At 66.5% G+C, this 23720-nt stretch carries 23 protein-coding genes; 1 reads left to right on the forward strand and 22 read right to left on the reverse strand.

From position 1 onward, the window contains the following. Positions 1 to 22 precede the first annotated feature (22 nt). From CVV76_RS00090 to CVV76_RS00150, 13 genes are all read right to left on the reverse strand, one after another. On the reverse strand, positions 23 to 1336 hold the full coding sequence (locus tag CVV76_RS00090) for a P-loop NTPase family protein (RefSeq protein ID WP_102222587.1): 1314 nt from the start codon (positions 1334 to 1336) through the stop codon (positions 23 to 25). A gap of 132 nt (positions 1337 to 1468) precedes the next feature. Then, positions 1469 to 1966 (reverse strand): prepilin peptidase, encoded by a 498-nt coding sequence (locus CVV76_RS00095; protein WP_102222588.1) that lies wholly within the window; start codon positions 1964 to 1966, stop codon positions 1469 to 1471. Positions 1967 to 1970: 4 nt separating this feature from the next. After that, positions 1971 to 2828, reverse strand: a complete 858-nt coding sequence (locus CVV76_RS00100; RefSeq protein WP_102222589.1) for a tetratricopeptide repeat protein — start codon at positions 2826 to 2828, stop codon at positions 1971 to 1973. 39 nt (positions 2829 to 2867) lie between these two features. Then, on the reverse strand, positions 2868 to 3401 hold the full coding sequence (locus CVV76_RS00105) for a tetratricopeptide repeat protein (protein WP_102222590.1): 534 nt from the start codon (positions 3399 to 3401) through the stop codon (positions 2868 to 2870). 111 nt (positions 3402 to 3512) lie between these two features. Further along, positions 3513 to 4517, reverse strand: a complete 1005-nt coding sequence (locus CVV76_RS00110) for a type II secretion system F family protein (RefSeq protein WP_102222591.1) — start codon at positions 4515 to 4517, stop codon at positions 3513 to 3515. Positions 4518 to 4530: 13 nt separating this feature from the next. Continuing rightward, the gene (locus CVV76_RS00115) at positions 4531 to 5499 is read right to left on the reverse strand and encodes a type II secretion system F family protein (protein ID WP_102222592.1); all 969 of its coding nucleotides are present in this window, start codon (positions 5497 to 5499) and stop codon (positions 4531 to 4533) included. Between the two features lie 10 nt (positions 5500 to 5509). Beyond that, positions 5510 to 6967 (reverse strand): CpaF family protein, encoded by a 1458-nt coding sequence (locus tag CVV76_RS00120; protein ID WP_102222912.1) that lies wholly within the window; start codon positions 6965 to 6967, stop codon positions 5510 to 5512. A 32-nt stretch (positions 6968 to 6999) separates the two neighbouring features. Next, entirely contained in the window at positions 7000 to 8286 is a 1287-nt protein-coding gene (locus CVV76_RS00125) for an AAA family ATPase (RefSeq protein ID WP_102222593.1), read from the reverse strand. Between the two features lie 248 nt (positions 8287 to 8534). Continuing rightward, positions 8535 to 9191, reverse strand: coding sequence for an OmpA family protein (locus tag CVV76_RS00130; RefSeq protein WP_102222594.1), 657 nt, complete (start codon positions 9189 to 9191; stop codon positions 8535 to 8537). Between the two features lie 4 nt (positions 9192 to 9195). Further along, positions 9196 to 10620: a type II and III secretion system protein family protein gene (locus CVV76_RS00135; RefSeq protein ID WP_102222595.1), complete on the reverse strand. Its 1425-nt coding sequence runs from the start codon at positions 10618 to 10620 to the stop codon at positions 9196 to 9198. Positions 10621 to 10866: 246 nt separating this feature from the next. Continuing rightward, the gene (gene cpaB, locus CVV76_RS00140; RefSeq protein ID WP_102222596.1) at positions 10867 to 11742 is read right to left on the reverse strand and encodes a Flp pilus assembly protein CpaB; all 876 of its coding nucleotides are present in this window, start codon (positions 11740 to 11742) and stop codon (positions 10867 to 10869) included. A 139-nt stretch (positions 11743 to 11881) separates the two neighbouring features. Further along, a complete protein-coding gene (locus tag CVV76_RS00145) occupies positions 11882 to 12094 on the reverse strand; it encodes a hypothetical protein (RefSeq protein ID WP_102222597.1) in 213 nt (70 codons plus the stop codon). Between the two features lie 126 nt (positions 12095 to 12220). Next, positions 12221 to 12445: a Flp family type IVb pilin gene (locus CVV76_RS00150; protein ID WP_102222598.1), complete on the reverse strand. Its 225-nt coding sequence runs from the start codon at positions 12443 to 12445 to the stop codon at positions 12221 to 12223. A 483-nt stretch (positions 12446 to 12928) separates the two neighbouring features. Between CVV76_RS00150 and CVV76_RS00155 the strand changes: the two genes are divergently transcribed. Continuing rightward, complete coding sequence (locus CVV76_RS00155; RefSeq protein ID WP_233192665.1) at positions 12929 to 13792, forward strand: lytic transglycosylase domain-containing protein; 864 nt, start codon at positions 12929 to 12931, stop codon at positions 13790 to 13792. Positions 13793 to 13852: 60 nt separating this feature from the next. On the opposite strand, the gene CVV76_RS00160 is transcribed toward CVV76_RS00155, so the two are convergent. From CVV76_RS00160 to CVV76_RS00200, 9 genes are all read right to left on the reverse strand, one after another. Beyond that, entirely contained in the window at positions 13853 to 14101 is a 249-nt protein-coding gene (locus tag CVV76_RS00160; protein WP_102222913.1) for a GNAT family N-acetyltransferase, read from the reverse strand. A gap of 61 nt (positions 14102 to 14162) precedes the next feature. Next, the gene (locus CVV76_RS00165; protein ID WP_102222600.1) at positions 14163 to 14789 is read right to left on the reverse strand and encodes a 3-oxoacid CoA-transferase subunit B; all 627 of its coding nucleotides are present in this window, start codon (positions 14787 to 14789) and stop codon (positions 14163 to 14165) included. Continuing rightward, positions 14789 to 15493, reverse strand: a complete 705-nt coding sequence (locus CVV76_RS00170) for a CoA transferase subunit A (RefSeq protein ID WP_102222601.1) — start codon at positions 15491 to 15493, stop codon at positions 14789 to 14791. Before CVV76_RS00170 ends, CVV76_RS00165 begins: the two co-directional genes overlap by 1 nt. Positions 15494 to 15722: 229 nt before the next feature. Further along, on the reverse strand, positions 15723 to 16070 hold the full coding sequence (locus CVV76_RS00175) for a hypothetical protein (protein ID WP_102222602.1): 348 nt from the start codon (positions 16068 to 16070) through the stop codon (positions 15723 to 15725). Between the two features lie 198 nt (positions 16071 to 16268). After that, complete coding sequence (locus CVV76_RS00180; protein ID WP_102222603.1) at positions 16269 to 17708, reverse strand: dynamin family protein; 1440 nt, start codon at positions 17706 to 17708, stop codon at positions 16269 to 16271. 11 nt (positions 17709 to 17719) lie between these two features. Continuing rightward, positions 17720 to 19840 carry a dynamin family protein gene (locus CVV76_RS00185; protein WP_102222604.1) on the reverse strand — a complete coding sequence of 707 codons (2121 nt, stop codon included), beginning with the start codon at positions 19838 to 19840 and terminating at the stop codon, positions 17720 to 17722. Further along, on the reverse strand, positions 19837 to 20928 hold the full coding sequence (locus tag CVV76_RS00190; RefSeq protein ID WP_102222605.1) for a P-loop NTPase family protein: 1092 nt from the start codon (positions 20926 to 20928) through the stop codon (positions 19837 to 19839). The genes CVV76_RS00185 and CVV76_RS00190 overlap by 4 nt, the downstream gene beginning before the upstream one ends. Next, positions 20925 to 22955, reverse strand: a complete 2031-nt coding sequence (locus tag CVV76_RS00195; RefSeq protein WP_102222606.1) for a dynamin family protein — start codon at positions 22953 to 22955, stop codon at positions 20925 to 20927. Before CVV76_RS00195 ends, CVV76_RS00190 begins: the two co-directional genes overlap by 4 nt. Before the next feature lie 122 nt (positions 22956 to 23077). Beyond that, the gene (locus tag CVV76_RS00200) at positions 23078 to 23434 is read right to left on the reverse strand and encodes a roadblock/LC7 domain-containing protein (RefSeq protein ID WP_102222607.1); all 357 of its coding nucleotides are present in this window, start codon (positions 23432 to 23434) and stop codon (positions 23078 to 23080) included. Between the last annotated feature and the right edge of the window lie 286 nt (positions 23435 to 23720).

Below are 23720 nucleotides of genomic sequence, written 5' to 3' on the forward strand. Positions count from 1 at the left end.
CTTCTGGCCCCAGGCTTCTGGCCTAGTGTTCAATCGCCTCTTCTCGGACGAACATGTTCGACCAGGCGCGGTCGATCAACTCGGGCGTCATCTGGTACGGGATCCCCTCGAACTCGCAGATCGCGATCATCTGGTCGATCAGGAAGATCGGCTGGTAGTTCGCGTAGACATTGTCGATCGTCGGGTACTTCACCTTCAGCAGATGCACGAGAGAGGCCTCGTCCAGCGGCATCTTGCGCTTGCGGGCGACCATGGCGAAGATCTTGAGGAAATCCTCCTGCCCCGGGCCGTCGATCTTGATCTTGAAGAAGATCCGCCGCAGCGCCGCCTTGTCGAAGATCTCGTTCGGGTGGAAGTTGGTCGAGAAGATCACCAGCGTGTCGAACGGCACCTCGAACTTCTCGCCCGATTGCAGGGCGAGGATGTCGCGGCTTTCCTCCAGCGGCACGATCCAGCGGTTCACCAGCTTCTGCGGCGGTTCGGCCTGACGCCCGAGGTCGTCGACGATGAACACGCCGCCGGCCGATTTCAGTTGCAGCGGCGCCTGGTAGGTGCGCGCGGTGGGGTTGTAGGTGAGGTCGAGCATGTCGAGCGACAGCTCGCCCCCCGTCACCACCGTCGGACGTTCGCAGTAGACATAGCGGTTGTCGAAGCGGTTCGAGGTGCGGCGCAGGCTGCTGGGGTCGTCGACCGCCATCTCGGCCTTGGTGTGGATGATCGGGTCGAAGACGGTGATCACCTGGCCGGAATATTCCAGCGCCCGGGGGATGTAGATCTTGTCGCCAAGCGCATCGCGGATCCCGTTCGAAATGGACGACTTGCCGTTACCCGGCGGCCCGTACATCAGGATCGACCGGCCCGAGGTCACGGCGGGCCCGAGGTTCGCCAGAAGGTCGGGCGGCAGGATCAGGTGGCCCATGGCAGAGGTCAGCTGTTCGCGGGTGATCCGGATGTTGCGGATCGACTGGCGCTTCACCTGCTCGCCGTATTCCTCGAGCGGGATCGGCATCGCGCCGTAATATTCCGACTGGCTGAGCGCGTCGAGCGCCCGCGCCTTGCCCGCGTCCGAGAGCTGGTAGCCCATCTCGTTGCCCGAGGTGGCGTGCAGCGTGCCGGTCGCCTCCAGAAGCTTCTGCCCGCGGGCAAGGTCGACCAGTTCCTGCGTGACCGTCGGCGGCAGGCAGATCACGCGGGAAATCTCGCTCACCACGTCGAGGTTCATGCGGAACATCGTCTTGAGGAGGATGTCGCGCATCATCACCATAGACAGCCCGGTGTCTGCCATGGAGCGCGGCGGTGGCGGCGCTATGACGGTCGAGGTGGGTTGCACGTTCATCGGATTTGTCCTCGGGTGGCGGGCATCTCGGGCGGGGCTGACGGCGAAGGTCCGGGCGCGGGCAGCATCTTCGGCGCGGGTTCAGGAATGCTTAAATCCCCGCGGCGTCCGGTTGGTCGCCCCCCGATCTTTTCAGGCCCCATAACGCACGGCAAGGGCGAGATAGAAGATCAGGATCCCGGAAAGCGCGAGTCCCATGGGAAAATCGCGCCGCTGCCAGCTTTGCCAGTCGCCGGCGGCATGGCGGAACGAGGGCACGAGGCCCAGCAGCCGGTGCGCGGCGAAAGCGCCAAGCAGGATCGCCGCGGCCAGCGCGATCACGAGGCGCAGGTCGCCCACGGTGAAGAACGGTGCCATCGCCGCCGCGAACTTGGCGTCGCCCGCGCCGATCAGGCCAGCGACGTTCAGCACGAAGCCCACGAGCAGGATCAGCGGAAGGTGTGAAAGCTGCCACAGGTACTGGTCGAGGGGCAGCACGAAGGGCCCGATCACTACGAAGGCCACCACCAGCGCCAGGACGGCGATGTTTGGGATCTTCATGAACTTCATGTCGTTCCATGCCACCCAGATGCCGATCGGCACGGCCGGGATCAGCAGGCACAGCGCCGCGATATGGGGAAGGTGCAGCATGGCCTCAACTCCCGTTCGCGTTTTGGTTGAGAGCGTCAAGCGCGCGCTGCGCCTCGGGGAAGTAGCGCGGATTGGTGTCGATCGCGTCCTTCAACAGGCTCTTGCCGATCGCCACGTCGCCGTTCTTGATCGCGCCGAGCGCCATCGTGTAAAGCAGCTTGGCGCGCTCTTCCTGCGTCATTGGCATGATCGGCAGGTCGTACTCGCGCTCGGCGGCCCGGGCCAGCACGAGGTTGTTCTTTGCGGTGAACATCGTCGGATCGTAGCTCAGCGCCTTGATGAACAGCTTTTCCGCACCTTTCGGATCGCCGCGCGACAGCTTGGAAAAGCCCCAGTTGTTCAGAACGCCCGCCGGCCGCGTCGTCATGCCGACCGCGGTGTCGTAGAAGCTATCGGCCTTTTTCCACTGTTTCTTGCTGTCGGCCACCATCGCCTCGAGCCGGTAACGGTCGAAGGTCTCGTAGGTCGGGTTGATCCCGTTCAGCACGGTCTCGGCCTGCGACCACTTGTTGGCGCGGATCAGGGCGTCGGCCTCGGCCACCCGGTCGCCGGGATTGCTGTCGGGCATCTTCGCGATCTTGGCCCAGACCTGCGCGCCCTCGTCGGGCTGGTTCGCGCGCACCAGCGACTTGGCAAGGCCGCGCAGCATGGACATGTCGCCCGGCTTGTTCTTCACGCCCTTGCGGAAATAGGCGACGGCCTCGTTCGGATCGCCCACGGTAAGCATGATCTCGTTGAGGTTCTGTTCGTCGACTTTCTTGACGTCGGCGATGGCCTTTTCGGCCTTGGCCGTCTGGTTTTCACACCCCGACACAAGGACTGCGCCGGCGAGGCACAGGGCCATAAGAACCACGTGGCGCATTTTGCGTCCTTTTGACTGCTCACTACCCGGTCTTCCCGGTCACTTCGGCGTTGAGAGGAGCAGATAGCGCCCATTTCCCCGCCTCACGAGGGAAGTGTTATTGCTTTGTTGGGCAGGATCATACGCGGAATTTTCGGATTTTGCGATAGCCAGCTTGAGATTTTCGCGGATCTCGTCGGACTGTCCGGAGTCGAGTCCGTAGGCGTTGCGAAACACCAGCCGCGCCTCGGAATACTTGCCCTGGCCCATCAGAACGACGCCGAGGTTGTTCATCGCGGGCACGTTGGTCGGGTCAAGCTCCAGCGCCCGGCGCAGGATCAGTTCGGCCTGGTTCAGACGCCCCAGCTTGAGGTTGGCCGACCCGATCGCCGACAGGACGTCGGCATTCATCCCCTGTTCGGCGGCGGCGCGGTAATAGGCCCGCAGCGCCAGCTCGTATTCCCCTGCCGCCATCAGCCGGTGACCGACGACCAGCCCGTCGACCGCCTCGTGGACGTTGTCCGACACCGACGGCGGGGGAGGGCCCTGGTTCAGCGGCTGCAGGCCGCCCCCATCCATCTGGCAGGCGGCCATGAGCACGAGAACTGGGAGAAGGGCGAAGGTCCGCCCGGTCGGGCGTCGCGAAGGGCGGCGCGATATGCGTCCGGGCCGGTGGGCGGTCATGAAGGTCCTGCGAGGCGGCGGTCAGAATTTCCCCAGCCCGCCGCCAAGCGCCTTGACCATCCCGTAGATCGAGGGGCCGATGAGGATCAGCATCAGCGGCGGAACCGTGAACATCATTGTGCCCAGCGTCAGCTTCGTCGGCAACTTGTTTGCCTTCTCTTCCGCGCGCATCACCCGTTTGTCACGCATCTCGGCGGAAAAGACACGCAACGCCTCGGCGATCGAGGTCCCGAACGAGGCCGATTGGATCATCACCGTCACGAACGAGGAGACATCCGGAACGCCCGCACGTTCGGACATGTCGCGCAGCACGCTGACGCGGTCCTTGCCGGCCTTGACCTCGTGCGCGACCATCTCGAATTCCTCGGCCAGCGCCGGGTAGCCGGCGCCCAGTTCCTTGGCGACGCGGATGATCGACTGGTCCAGCGACTGGCCGGCCTCGACGCAGACCAGCATCATGTCGAGCGCATCGGGAAAGCCGTCGATGATTTCCTGCTGGCGCGTTGCGGCGCGGCGGGTCACCCAATATTGCGGCAGCATGTAGCCGGCACCACCGGGGATCACGGTGTAGAGGATCAGCGTCTGGGTCGACACGTCCTGCTGATGCGACAGGATCAGCGCGTAGACCAGCCCGACCACCAGAAAGCCGATGCCGAAGACGAACTGCGCCGCGTGAAAGGTGCGCACGGCGGCCTTCGAGCGGTAGCCGGCGCGCAGCATCTTCAGCCGCGCCGCGGTCATCTCTTCCTCGTTCTGCGGTTCGAGGAAGTTGGCGAATTTCTGAAGCTTGTCGGCAGGTCCGCCGCTGTTGCGCAGCTGCTTGGCCGGGGTCTTGGTCTTTTCGGCGGGCGATTGCTGCCCGCTGGCCGCGCGCTTGAGCTTGTCGAGCGGGTCCTCGGGCTTGTTCAGCATCGTAGGCAAGGCCATCACGATCAGCAGCACACCCAGCCCGCCGATCGCGATCAGCGGCCCGAGGGGGCCCAGCTTGTCGACAAGCATTGCGTTGATCTGGCTAAGAAATTCCATGTCGTGCCCTCCCTCAGACCTTGATGTTGACCATGATGCGCATGAAGATCACGTTCAGCACCAGGAAGACGCCGACGACAAGGCAGGCGGGAATGAAATAGGGGGTCTTCATCACTTCGTCGTAGTAGTGCGGCTGAAGGACGTTGATCATCACGATGGCGCCGATCGGGAAGCCCGACAGGAACATGCCCGACCATTTCGCCTCGGCGGTGATCGCGCGAACCCGGCGGAACAGCTTGAACCGCGCCCGGATCACCTTTGCCAGGCCCTCCAGGATCTCGGCCAGGTTGCCGCCCGATGTCTGCTGGATCGTCACCGCGACGGCGAGGAAGCGCAGGTCCTGCATGTCCACCCGTTCGGCCAGTTCCTTGAGCGAGTCCGAGATGTCGCGGCCATAGGCGGCCTCGTCCGAGATCATGCCCATCTCCGAGCCCAGCGGGTCGGCGATCTCGCGCGCGACGATGCCGACGGCAGCCGAGAACGGGTGGCCGACACGCAGGCTGCGCACCATCAGCTCCACCGCGTCGGGCAGCTGCTCCTCGAGCAGGGAGATGCGTTTCTTGGCCTTCTGTGCGACCCACATGTAGACGCCGCCGAACCCCATCGCGACCGCCACAACGGCGCGGATCGGGGTCGAGGCGCCGGTGAGGAAGGTCAGGCCGACATAGGCGAAGGCCGACAGCGCGATCATCACCATGACGAGCTGCCGGGGCGAGAAGGCGATATTGGCCTTCTGCGCCTTCTCGGCCAGCACGGAATAGAGCGGGATGCCCTTGACCGCCATATGCTGCCCCATCTCCTTGCGGAGCTGTTCGAGCACCTTTTCGCGGCTGCCGCCCTTCTCCATCAGGGCGAGGCGGCGGTTGACGCGGCTGTTGAGGCTGATCGATTTGCCGAACAGCGTCAGGTACAGCCCCTCGACCAGCAAGAGGACCGCAAAGAAGATCAGCGCGTAGATGATCGGCGCGGCAGAGATCTGCATGACTGGGCCCTCACACGATGGGTTCGTAGATTTCGGCGGGCAGGTTGTAGCCCCATTGCCGGAACCGTTCGGAATAATGCGACCGCACGCCGGTCGCGTTGAAGCGGCCGATGATCTTGCCGTTGGGTTCCAGCCCGAGGCGTTCGTAGCGGAACACCTCCTGCATGGAGATCACGTCGCCCTCCATCCCGGTGATCTCGGTGATCGAGGTCATCCGGCGCGAGCCGTCCTGAAGGCGGCTTGCCTGCACGATCAGGTTGACGGCCGAGGCGATCTGCGAGCGCAGCGCCTTGATCGGCATCTCGATCCCGGCCATGGCGACCATGTTCTCCAGACGCGAAACACCGTCCCGCGCGCTGTTGGCGTGGATCGTGGTCATCGACCCGTCGTGGCCGGTGTTCATGGCCTGCAGCATGTCGATGACTTCCTCGCCGCGGGTCTCGCCCACGATGATCCGGTCCGGGCGCATCCGCAGGGCGTTGCGCAGACAGTCGCGTTGGGTCACCGCGCCCTTGCCCTCGACGTTGGCGGGGCGGCTTTCCATCCGGCCCACGTGGGTCTGCTGAAGCTGAAGTTCCGCGGTGTCCTCGATCGTCAGGATCCGTTCCGAGTTGTCGATGAAGGACGACAGCGCGTTCAGGGTGGTGGTTTTCCCCGAGCCGGTACCGCCCGAGACGATGACGTTCAGCCGGCAGGCCACCGCGGCCTGAAGATAGGCGGCCATCTCCTCGGTGAAGGCGCCGAACCGCACCAGATCGTCGATCGCCAGCTTGTCCTTCTTGAACTTCCGGATCGAGACGAGCGAGCCATCGACCGCGATCGGCGGGACCATCGCGTTGAAGCGCGACCCGTCCTGAAGGCGGGCGTCGACATAGGGGTTGGATTCATCGACCCGGCGGCCCACGGCGGACACGATCTTGTCGATGATCCGCAGCAGGTGCCGCTCGTCCTTGAAGGTGATGTCGGTGAGTTCCAGCTTGCCGTTGCGCTCGACGAAGATCTGGCGCGGGCCGTTCACCAGGATGTCGTTGACGGTGTCGTCCTTGAGCAGCGGCTCCAGCGGGCCGAGGCCCATCACCTCGTCATAGAGCTCCTGGTTGATGGTGGTGCGGTCTTCCTTGTTCAGGACGATCGACAGCTCTTCCAGCGCCTCGCCGGCGATTGCGGCGATCTCGGCGCGCAGGCTGGCCTCGGGCGCCGATTCCAGCGCCGAGAGGTTGAGGTTCTCCAGCAGGCGCTTGTGCAGCTCGACCTTGATGTCGCCAAGCCGTTCTTTGCGCTTCTTGTCCTTGTCCTGCGCGACCGCCTGGGCCACCGGCTTTTGCGTGGCAACGGGTTTCGCCCGCGGCACGGCGGGCGGCGCGTTGGTCTGTGTGCGGGGGGCAGGGGCCTTGTGGGGGTCGCCCACCGGCGCCATGCCGGACGGGCGGGCGGCGCCGTCTTCGGGTTTCTTGAAGCGCGAGAACATGGCCATGTGCGGCTACCTCATCCGTGATGCGCTTACGAGCGCCCGGCCTCCGCGGCCTTGTTGTGTTCGTGCAGCTGCTTGGCCAGCTTCTGGATTTCCTTGCGCAGCGGGTTCTTCGCCGCGGTGTCGGAAAGCGGCAGGCCGTGGTCGTTGGCCTGCGTCACCTGCTTGGCCCCGTCGGGCAGCATCAGCTCGATGTCGATGTCGAGGCTTTCGGCCAGACGCTTCGCCCGGCTCTTGCCGTTCAGGTCGGTGAACTTGGGCGCGCGGTTGAGCGCGAAGCGCAGCTTCTCGAACGGCAGTTCCTCGGCCTTCAGCGCGCGCAGAAGGCGCAGCGCGTTCTGGGCCGAGCGCATGTCGAGCTCCATCAGCGCGAAATAGACATGGGCGTGGTGCAGGACCGTCTCGGTCCATTGCACCACGGTCTTGGGCATGTCGATCAGCACGAAGTCGAAGTTCGTGCGCGCCATCTGCAGCAGGCGTTCGATATCCTCGGCGCTGACGATCTCCAGCGGCAGCATCTCGGATGGCGCGGTGAACACGCTCAGCTTGTCGTTGAAGGTCAGCATCGCCTGAAGGAAGGAATCGCTGTCGACGTTGGGGGTGTCCGACAGGATGTCGAAGATGACGTCGCGGCGCGGCAGGTCGAGATAGGTCGAGACCGACCCGTACTGGAAATCGAAATCCATCAGGCAGACGCGCGGGGCGTCCTTCTTGTCGATGGTGGCAAGTTCCCAGGCCAGGTTGGTGGCGAAGGTCGTGGCCCCCACGCCGCCCGCAAGCCCGTGCACCGGCAGGACCACGCCGTCGCGGTCGCCGGTGGCCTTGAAGGCGGGGGCCGAGGCAGGCGCGGTGGCGCCGTCATGCCCCGCCGCGACGGCCTGCGCACCGGCAAGCGCGGGCAGCGTGTTGGGGTTGCGCACCCGTTCGATCGCCTCGCGCAGCGCCCCTTCCGGAAGGGGGTAGGGGACGAAGTCGTCGGCGCCCAGGCGCAGTAGCTGATGCAGGGCGATCGGGCTGATCTCCTCGGCGATGAGGATCACCTTGATGCCGAGCGCCTTGGCCTGCTTGATCAGTCCGGAGATGCGGGTCAGGTCGTTCTCGTCCTGGTCGTCGACGGCCAGCGCCACGAATTCCAGCGAGGCGGCATCCGGTTGTGTCAGGAACAGCCCGGCGTCGGCGAAGCTCAGATCGCCCCAGCCTTCCCCCAGTTCGGCCTCCATGTCCTCGATCAGCAGATCGAAATTCTGGACATCGCGCGAAATCGTGCATGCCACGATCGGGGCCGGATCCGGCTGCAGCGCCGCCACTTTCGTCATTGCCTCACGTCCTTCGGTTATCGGCCCGCGGGCGGCTGGCGCTCTGGGGTTTCCCGACCTCGCAAGCCCTTGCCCGCAGTCCGCGCGACTCCTGCCGCTCGTCTGCCTTCAGCTTGCGAAAGTGGTGGACAATCTTGGCAACATTGGGGCTAAAAAATCGTTATTATTCGGTCTTTTCACGCCAATGCCGGCCCCGGGGGCCGGCATTGTTGTGGGATCAGGGAGGATCGCGAAAGGGTGAGCGGCGCTCAGCCGCCGCTGGAAGCGCCCGAGCTGCCGCTGGACGTGCCGGAGCCGGTGCTCGTGAGGTTGTCGGCCGGGGTCGCGCTCTTGACGTATTCGCGGAAGATCACCGCGGCGTATTTTCCGTTCAACACCATCGGGTTCGACTGCACGAAGCCCGAGACCGAGGTGACCGCGCGGCGGTTTGCCCGCTCGGGCGCCGGGGTGTCGACCAGCGGCCGTGTCTCGCCGTAGGAGATGACCGCCTGCAACCGCGAGCGCGAGATCCCCTGGCTGACGAGGTAGTCCACCACCGCCCGCGCCCGGCGCATCCCGAGTGCCTTGTTGTAGCCTTCCGTGCCCACCCTGTCGGTATAGCCGAAGACGCGGAACCGGACCTCGGGGAACTGGCGAATCCAGGTGGCCTGCCGGGCCAGGATCGTCCGTGCGCGGTCGTCGAGATAGGACCGGTTGAAGGCGAAGTTCACCGTGTTCGGCACCTCGCGCGCGAACCGCTCACCCAGGGCGACGGCATAGCTGCGCTGGCCCGACATGAGCTGGGTGTTGTTCAGCGTCGACTGGCCGAAATCCCCGTCGTTGCGGGGCGTCATTTCGGCATTCTGACAGCCGACCAGGGCCGACAGCGCGAGAGCCGAGAGAAGAAGGCGGGGTGCGATGCTCATCGCCTCACTCCATCACATAGCCATAGGACCCCGAGAAGTCCTGTTTCGCGACCTCTCCGGCCGGTCCCTTGAGGGATTTGGCCGACTTGGCGGTGCGGCCGTAGAGGAAGAAATTCTTCTCGTCCGGCGGGGCGACCCGGTCGGTCGGCAGCGTCAGCGCCTGGCCCGAGGTCGGCGTCACCAGGTGCGGGGTGACGATGATCACCAGCTCGCTCTGCTTGCGTTCGTAATCCGCGGACCGGAACAGCGCGCCCAGGATCGGGATGTCGCCCAGCCACGGCACCTGGCCGATCAGGTCGGTGAAGTCGTCCTGCAACAGGCCCGCAATGGCAAAGCTCTGCCCGTCGCGCATCTCGACCGTGGTCGAGGTCTCACGCCGCTTGAAGCCGGAGATCGAGATCGACCCGTTGGTGAAGCTGACGGTCGAGTCGATGCCCGAGACGGCGGCGTTGATCTTGAGGTTGATGATGTCGCCGTCCACCACTGTGGGGGTGAAGTTCAGCTCCACCCCGAACGGCTTGTACTGAACCGAGATGTTGCCGTTGCTGTCGAGCACGGGGATCGGGTATTCGCCACCCGCGAGGAACTTTGCCTGCTGCCCCGAAAGGGCGGTGAGGTTGGGTTCGGCCAGGGTGCGGACCATGCCCTTGCTTTCCAGCGCCTCGAGCATCACCGCGAATTGCAGGCTTCCGGCGGTGAAGCCGAGGGTGAAGGCGCCGTTGTCCGTGGTGGGGGCGGTGACGGACTTGTTGTTGAAGACGCTGCTGTAGTTCGGCGTGCTGGTCTGGCTGTCGTTCGACAGCATCGTGTTCGTGCCGCCGATGACGCCCGGCCCCTTGACGGCAAGGCTCGACGACAGGTTCTTGGCGACCGAGCGCTGCATCTCGGCGAAGCGGACCTTCAGCATGACCTGCTGGCTGCCGCCCACGGTCATCAGGTTCGATACCCGCTTGGGTGCGTAGCGTTCGGCCAGATCGAGCGCGCGGTCCATCTTGGCGGTCGATGACACGGTCCCCGACAGCACGATGCCGTCGTTGGCGGTGCGCACGTCGATCTTTTCGCCGGGCAGGATCTGCTGCAGGCGTTCCTTGAACTCGGCGATGTCAGGGGTGACCTGCACCTCGACGTTGGTGATAAGCTTGCCGTCGGCGCCCAGCAGCGTGAGCGTCGTCCGCCCCGGCGCCTTGCCGAGGATGTAGATCGACTTGTCGCTCAGCGTCGAGATGTCCGCGATGCCGGGGTTGGCGATCGACAGCTCCGAAAACGGCTGGTCGCTTTCCACCACGACCGCGCGGTTCATCGGTACGCTCAGGGGCCGGCTCGTAGCACCACGCATCACATGCAGCGATTCCGCCTGTGCCGTCGGCACCTGCGCGATGGTCAGGGCGATCCCGAAAAGACCGGCCTGCCAGATGGTTTTCATCTTCATGTGATCCTGCCTCTCCGACCACGCCCAAATCGGGGTCTTGCCGCCCCATATTTCGCGCAGAATGCGGGAACGTGCCTTTTTTTGCAAGAATCAAACCTTTGCCGCACGAAGCGAATGTGGAAAAGCCGCAACACGGCGCTAGGTCTGGGCCCCGAACTGCAAGGGGCACCCAAGATCGGGTGCCCCTTTGTCGTCACGATTGGCGATCCGTCACGGGCAGTCGTGCGCCCGGCGCCGGGTCGGCCGTCAGTTGGTGCAGGGGATCGGAACCTCGACCACGGTGCTGCCGCTGCGCTGCTTGATGGTGCAGACCTTCGGTTTCGCGACCACCGGGGCGGGTTTGTCGGTGATCCCCAGAAGCGCCTGGCGGTCGACCTCGATCGTGTGGTTCTGGCTGTCTTCGCGGGTGCCGACCAGCGACAGCGCAAGCCGTCCGGTCGCCTGCGCCTGCGCCAGCACGGCCACCTGCTCCTGGTTCGCCTCGACCGTCACGGTACGGGCGATGGTGGCGCCCGGGCCCATGTCGCCGCCAGCCTTCTGGTCGACCGCGATGATCTTGACCCCGGCCTCGATCAGGCGCGTGACCTCGCCGCCCGAGCCGCCGATCTGGCGAGAGCTCTGGCCGGTCCAGTAGACGTCGACGCGGTCCTCGGGGCGCAGGAAGCCCGACACGCCCGAGGCCACGTCGACCTTGATCGCGAAGGCGCGCATGCCCGCGCTCAGATGCGAGGTGATGCCCGGATCCTGGCCCGGTCCGGTGATGTTGGACGCGAGCAGCGGCTCGAATTGGCTGATCGGACGGGTGACATAGCGCGGCTGCGCCTGTCCCTCGACGAAGAGCGCGCGCTTCACGTTCTTGCCCTTCAGCTCGGTGAAGGCGGTGGGGGGCAGGGCGCGTTTGGGCCAGTTGATGGCGACCACGTCGTCCTGGGTGACCTTGGTGCCGTAGGGCAGCGCCTTCTTCGCGACGAAGACGGTGACCGTCGGCTCCGGCGGCCTGCGCGAGGCCCGCTCGCGCGCCAGCTCGGCCTGGGTCCGGTTGATGTAGCCCTGGGCCATGTAGACCGCGAACCCGGCAAGGCCGAGGCCGACGATCAGCACCAATCCGAATACGGAGCGCATCGCGTTATCTCCTTTTCACTGGAGGCGGGGGGAGGGCCCGCCCTATCTGACGTTGGCCCTTGTCTGGTGGGGGATTGCGGCGAAAGCGTGGAGATTGTTCGTCGCTTGGCGGGAAATGTCGCGATCCCGGAAACTTTCGTCAGTTCTGATAATCGCTGATGGTGCCGGTGACCGAGTTGTTGACCGTGGTTTCCAGGTGGGTCCCGATCTCGCCCGACGCGGAGTTGATCCGGCTGCCTATGTCGGACACGATGAGCAGGGCCGCCGCCACGACCGCCGCGCTCAGGACGACCCAGTCGATCGTGACCGCGCCGCTTTCGTTCTGCCATAGGGATCGAAGAAGGGAACGCATGCGCGGACCTCCCCAAAATGGTTAACCAGCGTTCGGCGCTTATGTGAATGGCCGCGCCCGGGGTCAGGCGCGGCCACCAAAGCCGTTTGGACGGGGGCCGGTTGCGGCCGCCACGATCGGCAAGTCTTATTTGCTGGTGAACGAGGTCGTGGTGCTGGTGTCGCCGGCGTTGTCCATGGCGGTGCTCAGGTTGCTGCCCAGCTTGGCGGCCGCGGTGTTGATGCCACCGCCCACGGTGTTCATCACGACGATGCCCAGGCCGACGATCGCGGCGGTCAGCACGACCCAGTCAACGGTCACGGCGCCGTCTTCGTCGTTGCGGAAGTTCTTGATCAGGTTGAAGAGTTTCATGGTTCAGTCCCTCGATGAGATGTCGATTACAGATCACCGTTTCGGAAGTTTCGTGGCCGTCCTCTGCTTGGCCTTCCCGCCTCGGTATGTCTGCATATGGCCCTCGAATCGTGACCAGATTTTGGCGCGAGTCGTACATTTTCGAGCGGGGTTAATTTTCTTGAGAGTCGTCTTGTAAGCTTATGATAACAAATGAAAAGAAAATTAACTTTTGATGGAACCTGGGGTGTCTGGGCACTCTGATTCAGACCCTGAGAGGCGATTCTCACCCCACGTTTCCGCGCACTGGTGGCATTTGTCGTGATTTCCTGCGATCATCGCCGCAACAACAAGAGGCAGAGCAAGGCAGGGCAGACCCGCATGAAGCGGTGCGTGATTCCGGTCCTCGCGATCTATGGCGTCGTGGCGGGGCCTTGCGGCCCCATCTCCGCACAGGCCGGCACCGAGGCGCCGGCGGCGGGGCAGGGTGGCTTTACCTTTCACATGGTCAAGCCGCCGTCGCCCGGCACCCGGCGGTTCATCGACGTGCAGATCGACCCCGCGGCCCAGCGGCGCTGGATCGAGAATGCGCCCGAAGTCGATGTCCACCGCTCCGCCGATCCGGCCAAGACGCCGGTGACCACGCCCGACCCACCCCAGACCGCAGGGTCCACCGACGCGATGCCGCCGGTGGGCGCCAACCCGAAGATGGCCGTAGCGCGCCCCGGGCCGAGGCGCGATGCGGCCTACGACTGGTTCTGGAAGGTGATCTCGCCCGCGCTGACCGATGGCGCGGGGCGGTTCCAGGCGGCGCTGGCGGCGCTGACGATGGGGCCGGGCGGCACCGAGGTGCGCGGCCCCCGGCTTCAGCGCCTGCAGCAGATGGCGCGCACATGGGGCGCCACGATCCTCAAGGCGACGGTGGGCACGCGGGTGTCGCCCGCGCTGGTGCTGGCGGTGATGGCAGCGGAATCGGGGGGCAGGGCGGATGCGCTGAGCGCCAAGGGCGCCCAGGGGCTGATGCAGCTGATCCCGGCCACCGCGGGGCGCTTCGGCGTCGACGCGTCAGATCCGGCGCAGAACATCCAGGGCGCGGTCGCCTATCTCGATTGGCTGATGGGCGATTTCCACGGCGATCCGCTGATGGTGCTGGCCGCCTACAACGCGGGAGAGAACGCGGTGAAGAACGCGGGCGGCGTGCCGAATTACGCCGAGACGCGCGACTACGTGCCCAAGGTGCTGGCGGCATGGAAGGTGGCCCGGGGATTGTGCGTGACGCCGCCGCAATTCGTCTCGGACGGCTGCGTCTTCAAGGTGCTTTCTGCCGCCCCTGCGCCCGCCCCAACGGAAACGCTGGCCGCGAAGTAGATGCCGCCACACCCCGGAGGGCCCGGGGCGCGGCGGCGAAGGTCCCGGCGGAAGGGGCCGTCAGCCCCTTTGCCCGCCGGAGAACACGTCTTCCCATTCCGGGTGGCGCTGCCGCTGGGCGTTCACGAAGGGGCACAGCGGCACCACGCGAAAGCCCTGCGCCCGGGCATCCGCCACCAGGCGCTCGACCAGCGCAAGCCCCGCCCCGGTGCCGCGAAAGGCATCCGGGACAGAGGTATGATCGGCGATCACCAGCTGTGGCGAGGCGATTGAGAAGGTAAGTTCCGCCTCCTCCCCGCCGCGCTCCATCACGTAGCGGCCCTTGGTCTCGCCCTTCTCGAGCCGGATCTCGGGGCGCGGCTCGGGCGCGTCAGTCAACGATCGTCGCTTCCGTCGCGGCGCGCAGGTCGTCCTCGGTCACGCCGACGGCGCATTCGACGATCTTCAGCCCGCCCTCAACCACGTCCAGCACGCCGAGGTTGGTGATGATGCGATTGACCACGCCGGTCCCGGTGAGCGGCAGGGTGCAGGCCTGCAGCACCTTCGACTCCCCGGCCTTGTTCTGGTGGTCCATCACCACGATCACCTTGCCGACGCCCGCGACCAGATCCATCGCGCCGCCCATGCCCTTCACGAGCTTGCCGGGAATCATCCAGTTCGCCAGATCTCCGTTCTCGGCCACTTCCATCGCGCCCAGGATCGCCGCCGCGATCTTGCCGCCGCGGATCATTCCGAAGCTCATCGAGCTGTCGAAATAGGCGGTCTTGGGCAGCTCGGTGATGGTCTGCTTGCCGGCGTTGATCAGGTCGGGGTCTTCCTCGCCCTCGTAGGGGAAGGGGCCCATGCCCAGCATGCCGTTTTCCGACTGCAGCGTGATGTCCTTGTCGCCCACGTAGTTCGCCACCAGCGTCGGGATCCCGATGCCGAGGTTCACGTACATGCCGTCTTCAAGCTCTTGGGCCGCGCGTTCGGCCATTTGATTGCGATCCCAGGGCATCAGGCCTTCTCCTTCTCGCGCGTGGTGACTTTCTCGATCCGCTTCTCGTGCTCGCCCTGGATCAGGCGGTGCACGTAGATGCCCGGCAGGTGGATGTTGTCGGGGTCGAGCGTGCCGGCCGGGACGATCTCCTCGACCTCCATGACGCAGACCTTGCCCGACATGGCCGCCGGAGGGTTGAAGTTGCGCGCGGTCTTGCGGAACACGCAGTTGCCTGTCTCGTCGGCCTTCCAGGCCTTGACGATGGCAAGGTCGGCGACGATCCCGCGTTCGAGGATGTAGGTCTCGCCGTCGAACTCCTTGTGCTCCTTGCCCTCGGCGATCTGGGTGCCGACGCCGGTTTTGGTGTAGAAACCGGGGATGCCCGACCCGCCGGCGCGCATGCGCTCGGCCAGCGTGCCCTGCGGGTTGAATTCCAGCTCCAGCTCGCCCGAAAGGTACTGGCGCATGAATTCCGCGTTCTCGCCGACGTAGGAGGAGATCATCTTCTTGACCTGCCGGCTTTCGAGGAGGACGCCGAGGCCAAACCCGTCCACGCCCGCGTTGTTCGAGGCGACGGTCAGGTTCTTGGTGCCGGCCTCGCGGATCGCGGCGATCAGAAGTTCAGGGATGCCGCAGAGGCCGAAGCCCCCCGCCGAGATCAGCATTCCGTCGAACAGAAGTCCGTCGAGCGCCTCGCTGGCGCTGCCATAGACTTTCTTCATGGGTTCCCCCCCTTTGCTGGCTGTCGCGTCGGTTTGTCGCGCCCCAGCGCGCCGGAGTCAACGGCCCTGCTGCGCTGCGGCATGCGCCCCACGGATGGTAGCGCACGGCCCGGGCCGGGAAAGGTCGCGGCGGCTCACGTTCCGCAGATGTGGCGAAAGGCGAAAGGGCAGGCGGCCCTTTGCCCTGCCGGGTCGGCGGGGGCGGCGCCTGTCGGCATCTGACATGCGGTCAGCGGCCCCGGACGTGGTCGGGGGCGTTACCGGGGATGCGGTCGGAAACTCGGCCGCGCCGACCGGCCGCTGGGGTGTCCAGGTCGCGTATCCGCGCCTCGAGCATCTGGAGGCCGCGCGGCTTCTTCTCACGGTAGCGGATGATGCGCTTGAGCTCGGGATAATGCTGCCAGTTCCACGACGAGTAGCTGCCCCCAGCGACACAGGCGATCTCGCGCCGGGCAAAGCCGAAGCCGTCTTCGCTCACCACTTCGACGATCGTGCCGCTTGGCAGCGGGCACCCCTTGCCGTCGTGGATGACCCAAGGGCCCCATTCCTCGCCGCCGGCCTGCCGGATCCATGTCATCGAAATGCCCCCCCAGGCGTCGGACGTGCCAGGGGCGCATCCGGTTTCCAATGCTCATGAGTTCATCCTAGGGCAGCGTCCTCGGGGCTCAACCCGTTCGGGGCGAACAATCCGCCGGAAATACGGAAACAGTGCGTCGCCCGGTCCGCTGGGCAGCCGGCATGGGAAGAGGGGTGGCGCCGAACCTGGGGTTTGGGGTCAGCCGCCCGTGCCGTCCGCCGCGCTGCGCATCTGCACCATGAGCGCCCGGGCGATCCCCGCGCTCAGGCGGTCTGCCGGCGCCATCATGAAGACGGCGCCCCGCCCGGGCAACACCTCGCAGGCGATGCGCGCACCGGCGCTACCGACGATCACCGCCTCGGGGCAGGCGTCGAACCCCCGGGCGGCATAGGCCGTGCCGAGCCGGTCGAGCGCGGTGCCGAGGGCGCGGCCCACCTCGCGGCAGCGGGACGGGTCGCCGCCGAGCACCTCGCACTGCCCCTCTCCCGGCAACATCAGGCCCGCGACCGCGCCCTCAGGCAGCCGCCCGGCAATCTCGCGCAGCGCGTCGATGAGCGCCGGGTCGATATCAGGCTTGTGTGTCCCTCCGACCGCGGAGGGCGGAGCGGTCGCGGGGGCCGTCGCGGGGGCGGACTCCGTGGCCCGGACGGGGGGCTTTGCGGTGGCGGCGGGAACGGGCGGCGCGACCGTGGCAGGCCCGGAGGGCGGCGCGTCCGGCGCTTCGGCCATCTGGGCATCGGGAGACGCAGCGGGAGAAGCTGCGGGCGAGGCTGAGGCCGGGGGTGGCGCGGGCGTCGATGGCCCGGCCTGCGCCACGCGGCTCTGGACCGGCGCCAGCCTGCGGAAGCTGTCGAGGTCGATCAGGTTCTCGGGCTCCATCCCCTCGGCGGCCCCCTCCGATGCCGCGTCCTGAAGCGACGGCGCGTCCATCGGACCCGCCGGGACAAAGCCGTGCAGCAGGTCGAGGATCGCGGGCGCACCACTCAGGGCCCAGTCCTGGCCCGAATGGGCCGAGGCTGCCAGCGTTCCGGCCGCGCCGTTGAGGAAGGCGAAGCCGTCGAACAGCCCCGCCGTCTCGCGCCGCACCCGCTCCTCGAGTTTGCGCAGATCCCTGTCGCTGCGCAGCTTGTCGGCGCGCGACACGACGATCACGCTGCGCGCGGGAAGGGCCTTGTTCAGGCGCCCGATGATCGACTTCTCGGTCAGCCGCCAGGCCTGCGAGGCGATGGTGACCCAGATCATCACATCGACGCTGCGCATCAGCGCCATGTCGTCTTCGGTCACCGCGTCGGCGGTCGTCATCGGCAGTTCGATGAATTCGAACCCGGCGATCTGCGGCGCGTCCGACCACAGCTCGATCGCCGCCGCGCTGCGTAGCGTCAGCGGGTCGACCTCGGCCTCCAGCGTCTCGACCCGGCCGTCGCGGTGGCGGATCTCGGCCCCTGGCCGGTCGCGATGGCGCGCGATGATCAGGGGGCGCGCGCTTTCGCCGATGTTGTCGGGAAGCAGGCGGCGCCTGAGCAGTGCATTCAGCACGGTCGACTTGCCCGCGTTCACCTCGCCGCAGATCGCGACGCGCAGGGGCGGGCGATCCTGCTGCGGAGTCGGCGCGCCGGGGGCGCGGGGCTGGACGAGCATCGAATCTCTCCTCAGGCGGCGTGGGCGAGTTCGGAACGCGACAGCGCGCTGTCGATGGCCGAGAAGTTCAGCACCCTCCGTTCCAGCACCTCCATCTGGCTTTGCAGGCGCCGGACCAGGCGGGCCTGAAGCTCGGTGTCGCTGGCGACGCGTTCCATCTCGATCCGGTCCTGCTTCAGTCGGTGCGAGCGTTCCGACAGCCCAACCTCGATCATCCGCAGAAGCACCCGCAGCCGGCCGATGCCGGCCGAGGCGCGTTCGACCTGGGCCTCGTTGAACGCGGCCAGGATCTTTTCCACCGCCGGGCGCATCTCGGCCGCCGCGATCACGCGCAGGGCGGCCAGCGTCTTCTCGACACTGACGGAGGGCCGTCGCCAGAAGGCCCAGCTGCGGTCGGTGATCAGCTCGATCTTCAGCGAGCGGCGCGACAGGGCCAGAGTCGAGCTGAAGCTGTCATAGGGCAGTTCGTCGAGGGTGATGTTCCCGGCCGGGTCGTCGAACTTGTCCCGGATCGTCTGGCGGCAGGCATGCAGGCAATTGCTGAGCGCCACGTCGGTGCCCGCGCGCGAGGTGGCAAAGCTCGACCGCACCTCGGCCTCGATCTGCGCCTGCAGCACACCGATGTCGATATCGAGTGCCTTCTGCCCGTCGCCGCGCACGGTGGCGCTGAACAGGCGTTCCTCGAAGGCTTCCTTCTGGTCGTCGACGAAGGCCTCGATACGCTCCACCAGCCTCGCCTGCAGCTTGGTCCAGGCCTTGCTTACCACCTTCTCGACCTGGGCCTCGGCCGCGTCGATGTTGGTCTGAAGCTCGTCGTGGATCCGTTTTATTCCGTCGATTTCGCGCGTCAGGTCGGCGACCGCGTCGCGGGCGACATCGCTGGTCACGCTCTCGACCTGAAGCTGGAGCGAGTCGCGCTCGCGCTTGGCGGCGAAAAGCGCGCCGCTGATCTCGGCGCGGATATCCTCGAGCAGCTGGCCGAGGTAGCGCCCGCCGGTGCCTTCGTCGATCACGTCCGACAGGGTGGCGCGCAGCGCGTCGAGGCCCGAGGCCAGCATCAGCCTGTCCTCGCACGTGTCGGGCACGCGGCCATGGCGCGCGGCGAGATAGGCGGCCAGCTCCGGCGTGTCGATCGCGGCACGCAGGGCCCCGGCGTCGTCGTCGTCGCGCAGCACGAGGTCGGCCATGTAGGCGCTGCCCGCGGTGATGCGGAAGTCGATGCCGGGGATCGCGGCGCTGAGACGGGCCGAGACGTCGGCCATCACGCGCGGCACCTCGGTCGCGTAATCGTCAAGCTCGTCGATGCGGTTGACGAAGATCACCACGTCCTTGTCATCTTGCTGGGCAAGGATCCGGATCAGCGCGATGTCGACATCGGTCAGCGGCTGGTGCGCCGACAGGACCATGACGAAGGTGTCCGACTTGTCGAGGCTGCGGCAGGTGAATTCGTCCCGCACGAGGAACGGGTCGTTCACGCCGGGGGTGTCGGTGATGATCGTCGGCACCTGAAAGCCGGGCATGCGCATGTAGGCATTGGCGACCTTGGTCAGCGCCGCGTAGCGCCCCAGCGCCTCGCGCTCCAGCCCCTCGTCCGAACCCGGCCCGGCACAGACATAGCGCTTCAGCAGGTCGGGGGTGAGGAAATCGTATTCGTGCTGGCTGCCGAGGAGGGTGTGATAATGCTTTCCCAGGCGTTTCTGCGCCCTCCCACGCATCTCTTCGGATTGCCGGCGCAGCAGCTCGGTGTCGAAGCCGGGAAGAAGCTGTTCCGTCAGCTCGCGGATCTTCGAGCCGCCGTCGACGATCTCCTGCCAGTCGTTTTCGTCAAAGAACGCGAACCGCGCGCCCGAGGCGGGATCTCCGGGCATGTTGATGCGGATGTTGGTGACGACCGAAGTCCAGGGGTTCACGTCCGAGGGCAGAAAGTCGTGCTGGTAGAGCAGGGCATTGACGAAGGTCGACTTGCCCGCCTTGACCTGTCCGATCACGGCGACCTTCGCGGCCCATTGGTCCAGCCGGTCGCGCAGGGCGCGGAAGGCCGGGCGTCCGGCACGGTCCGAGATGCGGTCGAGGCTGTCCAGAGTGTCGCGGAGGAAGTCCAGCTCCTGTCGCTGGTTGGGGGCGATCTTCATGGTCGTATCCTGGCTCTGCCCGCGGACGGTCGCGCCGCTGCGGTAGGGGCCGCCCCGGGGGCGGAAAGGTCGTCAAAGATGTTGCCGGGAGCGTCGTCCGTCTCCCGGGCGGGAATGTCGCGGGCGGGCCCGTCGAGGATCTCGAGCAGGCGGTCGACCCGGTCGAGGATGGTGGAGGGATCGTCCGAGGCGGTGGCGCCGCCGAGGCGCTGCCACAGGTGCCGCGCACGTCCCGGCCCGATCGCCACAGTCCCGTCGGTGCTGATGCCGGTGCTGGTGCCCGCGGTCTGCGCACGCAATGGCCGGGGCCTCGGGCGGGCCGTGGTTTCCTGCGGGCCCGCCGGAAGGCTGGTGGCGGCCTTGGTTGCGGCGGTCGCGACGACGTTGTTCTCGGCGCCCGGGCGCCTGGCCAGGCTGCCGGCGACCTCGCGCACGTGGGCGCCGATGCGGGCCACGTCGGCCGCGCTGATGAGCGAGGCCACGAGGAAATGCGAAAAGAACGGTTCCGCCTCGCGGCGCACGCGACGCAGCACACGGTCGGCGGCGCGCTGGTCAGGCATGCGGTCGGCATGGGTGATCAGCAGCGTGGCCGAGCGACGCAGCCCCTCGGGCATCTCCAGCCAGACCGACTTTTCGCTCTGGCGCCACGCCTGGGTCGCGTTGGTGCACCAGATCACCGCGTCGGCATAGGATACCATCCGCTGCCAGGTCTCGGCCGGAATGTTGGGGTCGGAATTGCCGGGCGTGTCGATGATCTCGACGGTCTCGAGGATCGGCGCACGATGCGCGAGGATGCTGTAGCGCGTGGTCTCGACGTCAAGCGCGTCGATGCCGGGAACCTCGCGCGGGCTGCCATCGGCGCCGACCGCGAGGCAGGGCCCCGCACCGCCCACCAGCCACACGGGCGGCAGCGCCGTGGAGGTGACGTTCGAGGGCAGGACCGCGTCGCCTAGAAGGCCGGTCACAAGCTGGGTCTTGCCCGAGCTGAACTCCCCCGCGATCAGCAGGCGCGGCTTGCGCAGCCCCCGCGGGGCGGTGCCTGCCTCGGGTCTCGGGCCAAGGCGGTCGGAACGCGGGCGGCGGGTCATGCAAAGAGCCTCCTGTCTGCGGGATCGGGGCGGTCCGATGGAGCCCCGGCGGCCGCCTTGCGCGAGTCGAGGGCGCATTCGAGGATCGCGCGGGCGAAACCGCCCTGATCCATGGCGAAGGTCTCTACGATCTCGCGGGTGCGCAGGGTCGCCGGATCGAAGACGTCGGTCAGCAGGTCGTCGATCAGTGGCGCCACCTCGGCCTCGATCAGGCCGCGATAGCGTTTCTCGGCGGCCCTGCCGCCACCGAACTTCCAGAACCGGCGCCACCACGGCCCTTCCAGATCCAGCGACAGGGTTCGCGCAAGGACCGTGGGCGCCTTGTGCACCGGCTGCTCGGGGAAGTCGGCGGACGTGCCCTCGCGCCAGACGCCCAGATCGTCCTGCAAGATCGCCTGCATGCCGTCGAGCACGACCTCCATCGCGACCTCGCCCTCGCGCCGCAGCTTGGCGGTGGCCGAAGAAAAGGCGGTCTTCATTGCCATCCGAAGCGAGGTCGGATCGTGTTTCCATGCGCTGAATTCGCCGAACAGGTCGATATGCGATTGAAGCGCCTCGATCGCGGCGGCGACGAAGCTTTCCTTGCCGCGTTCCAGCCGTTCGCGCAGGCCTTCCCGGACCTCGGTGGCGCGCAGGTCGAAATCCTTAAGCACCATGTCACGCAGGTCAGCGAGCTTGAGCGACAGCTCGGTCAGGCCGAACCCCTCGCGGGCGCCGCCCGGCCCCTGCTGGGCCACGGTCTCGACGGTTTCGCTCATCTCGACGATGGCGTCGATCTCGGCGCGGATGTCCGACAGGATGGCCCTGCCCGGCCCTTCGACCACCCGCTTGGCGATTGCACGATGCAACGCCGGCACGCCAGAGGCGGCCATCGCCGCGGCCCGAAGTCCCGCCTCGGTTCCGAGGTCCGGCCGGTCTTCCGGGCAGTCTTCCGTGCGGACCGCGGCCTGGCCCGCCCCGGCCTCTGCCATCCGTCCCAGCGCCGCCCGGCTGGCGGGGGTCATCACGCAGCTATCGGGCGCAAGTGCGCAATTGGCCCAGTAGCCGCTGCCGAACAGGATCTCGATCCAGTCGTCGAGGCCGATCCGCGACAGCGTCTTGCGGATCGAGGCGGTGATGCGCTCGATCTCGGCGGGCGGGTCCTGCAATTCGTCGATGCGGTTGACGAAGATCAGCACCTCGCGCGCCTCGACCGAACAGATGATCCGCAGAAGCGCCAGGTCCATCGTCGACAGTGCCTGGTGGGCGGACAGGACGACGACGCAGACCCGGCTGTCGCTGATCGCGTTGAGCGTGATCTGCTCGCGCATCATGAAGGTGTCGTTGACGCCCGGCGTGTCGCGCAGGCACAGGCCCTTGGGCAGGTCAGGCAGATCGACGTAGAGGTCGGCCGATTTGGTGAGGTCGGCATAGACCCCCTCGGTCGCGCCGTCCTCCAGGTCGTCGGGGTCGCCGTAGCAGATGTAGCGGTCGATCACGCCCTTCTGGATCGTCGGGAAGGCGTGGCTGGAACCGATCAGCCTGTCGAATTCGGCACCGAGCCGGGCCTCGGTCGTCTGGCGCATCTCGGTGACCTGGGCGCGGACGGCCTTTGCCTCCGCGGCAAAGCCCGCGCGTTCGGACATCTCGCCGAGGCGCCCGCCGGTGGCGACGAGCCGGTCCCATTCATGGGCGTCGAAAAAGCGGAAGAGGGCCCGCGTCTGCGGCGGCCGCGCGCGGCTGTTGAGGTGCAGCGCGGTGATCACCGAGGTCCAGGGGTTCACGTCCGACGGCAGCAGGCCCACCTCGCCGATCAGGGCGTTCAGAAGCGTGCTCTTGCCTGCCTTGACCTGGCCGATCACGCTGACCTGCGGCTCGAACGCACGGATCTTTTCCAACACCCGCTCGATCGGCTCCTCGACGAAGCTCAGCGCCACTTCGGAGAAGCTGGTCACCGCCTCTTCCATCTGGTCGAGCTTTTCCCAGAACCGGTTGAGGTCTTCGAAGCCTTCGCGATGCGACTGTCTGGCGGAGGAAGATGCGGACATGGCTACTCGCTATTTCGGTCGCGGGCGGGGCGGAGGAGGGCGGTCCGCCGGATCCAGGGTCTCGGGACAGGTGGCTGGCGTACCCCCCGGAACGATCCGGACGGCACGCCCGATGCGGTCGGTCAGACCTTGAGCGTGCCCTCGACGCCCTTCGCCTTCAGGCGCGCGAGGCCCAGGTTCGACGCGCTGCGGTCGAGCGCGACGTAAAGGAACACGGCCGGATTTGCGGCCAGCGGGCGGATCAAGTGGATCTGCTTGCCGAGCGTGATCAGGATATCCTCGATCTGGTCTTCCAGTCCCAGCGCCCTCATCGCGGCGTTCTTGGCGCGCACGACTTCGGTGTTGGCAGCGCCCGCGGCTTCGAGGTCGAACTTGATGTTGCCGGTCTCGGCCGCAAGCATCAGGCCAGTGTCGGAATCGACGAGGCAGGCGCCAATGAAGCCCGAGAGCTCCTTGAGCGCAGAGATGTTGGTCGACATGTGGTTTCCTGTTTTATGTAACGTCCATACGTCTTTTGTTGCGATGGCTTGTGTTCAAAATTTGTTCCATTGACGATTTATTAAGGCAATTTCCGGTGGAAGACGGGTCCCTGGGCGCCCGTCGCGTCCGCCTGCAAAACCGCGGTAGTTCTGCGTTGCGGCAAGCGCCGCGCGACGGGCCCTGCCACCGAGGGGCGCTCTGCACAGGGAGGTGCCGCAGGCGCGGGGCACTGCCTGCCCGGGAAGGCGGCGCCCTTAGGCTTGAGGTTGAAGATCAGTGGGTTGG

The organism is Acidimangrovimonas sediminis, from assembly GCF_002871005.1.
GTDB classification, from domain to species: domain Bacteria; phylum Pseudomonadota; class Alphaproteobacteria; order Rhodobacterales; family Rhodobacteraceae; genus Acidimangrovimonas; species Acidimangrovimonas sediminis.

Excerpts from the sequence above, each read along its gene's own strand:
- CVV76_RS00145 (WP_102222597.1), bottom strand. The coding sequence starts at position 12,094 with ATGCGTTCCCTTCTTCGATCCCTATGGCAGAACGAAAGCGGCGCGGTC.
- CVV76_RS00150 (WP_102222598.1), bottom strand. The coding sequence starts at position 12,445 with ATGAAACTCTTCAACCTGATCAAGAACTTCCGCAACGACGAAGACGGC.
- CVV76_RS00130 (WP_102222594.1), bottom strand. The coding sequence starts at position 9,191 with ATGAGCATCGCACCCCGCCTTCTTCTCTCGGCTCTCGCGCTGTCGGCC.
- CVV76_RS00090 (WP_102222587.1), bottom strand. The coding sequence starts at position 1,336 with ATGAACGTGCAACCCACCTCGACCGTCATAGCGCCGCCACCGCCGCGC.
- CVV76_RS00155 (WP_233192665.1), top strand. The coding sequence starts at position 12,929 with ATGGTCAAGCCGCCGTCGCCCGGCACCCGGCGGTTCATCGACGTGCAG.
- CVV76_RS00185 (WP_102222604.1), bottom strand. The coding sequence starts at position 19,840 with ATGAAGATCGCCCCCAACCAGCGACAGGAGCTGGACTTCCTCCGCGAC.
- CVV76_RS00115 (WP_102222592.1), bottom strand. The coding sequence starts at position 5,499 with ATGCAGATCTCTGCCGCGCCGATCATCTACGCGCTGATCTTCTTTGCG.
- CVV76_RS00190 (WP_102222605.1), bottom strand. The coding sequence starts at position 20,928 with ATGACCCGCCGCCCGCGTTCCGACCGCCTTGGCCCGAGACCCGAGGCA.
- CVV76_RS00135 (WP_102222595.1), bottom strand. The coding sequence starts at position 10,620 with ATGAAGATGAAAACCATCTGGCAGGCCGGTCTTTTCGGGATCGCCCTG.
- CVV76_RS00100 (WP_102222589.1), bottom strand. The coding sequence starts at position 2,828 with ATGCGCCACGTGGTTCTTATGGCCCTGTGCCTCGCCGGCGCAGTCCTT.
- CVV76_RS00110 (WP_102222591.1), bottom strand. The coding sequence starts at position 4,517 with ATGGAATTTCTTAGCCAGATCAACGCAATGCTTGTCGACAAGCTGGGC.
- CVV76_RS00180 (WP_102222603.1), bottom strand. The coding sequence starts at position 17,708 with ATGCTCGTCCAGCCCCGCGCCCCCGGCGCGCCGACTCCGCAGCAGGAT.
- CVV76_RS00160 (WP_102222913.1), bottom strand. The coding sequence starts at position 14,101 with ATGGAGCGCGGCGGGGAGGAGGCGGAACTTACCTTCTCAATCGCCTCG.
- CVV76_RS00200 (WP_102222607.1), bottom strand. The coding sequence starts at position 23,434 with ATGTCGACCAACATCTCTGCGCTCAAGGAGCTCTCGGGCTTCATTGGC.
- CVV76_RS00095 (WP_102222588.1), bottom strand. The coding sequence starts at position 1,966 with ATGCTGCACCTTCCCCATATCGCGGCGCTGTGCCTGCTGATCCCGGCC.
- CVV76_RS00165 (WP_102222600.1), bottom strand. The coding sequence starts at position 14,789 with ATGCCCTGGGATCGCAATCAAATGGCCGAACGCGCGGCCCAAGAGCTT.
- CVV76_RS00125 (WP_102222593.1), bottom strand. The coding sequence starts at position 8,286 with ATGACGAAAGTGGCGGCGCTGCAGCCGGATCCGGCCCCGATCGTGGCA.
- CVV76_RS00195 (WP_102222606.1), bottom strand. The coding sequence starts at position 22,955 with ATGTCCGCATCTTCCTCCGCCAGACAGTCGCATCGCGAAGGCTTCGAA.
- CVV76_RS00120 (WP_102222912.1), bottom strand. The coding sequence starts at position 6,967 with ATGTTCTCGCGCTTCAAGAAACCCGAAGACGGCGCCGCCCGCCCGTCC.
- cpaB (WP_102222596.1), bottom strand. The coding sequence starts at position 11,742 with ATGCGCTCCGTATTCGGATTGGTGCTGATCGTCGGCCTCGGCCTTGCC.
- CVV76_RS00170 (WP_102222601.1), bottom strand. The coding sequence starts at position 15,493 with ATGAAGAAAGTCTATGGCAGCGCCAGCGAGGCGCTCGACGGACTTCTG.
- CVV76_RS00175 (WP_102222602.1), bottom strand. The coding sequence starts at position 16,070 with ATGACATGGATCCGGCAGGCCGGCGGCGAGGAATGGGGCCCTTGGGTC.
- CVV76_RS00105 (WP_102222590.1), bottom strand. The coding sequence starts at position 3,401 with ATGGCCGCCTGCCAGATGGATGGGGGCGGCCTGCAGCCGCTGAACCAG.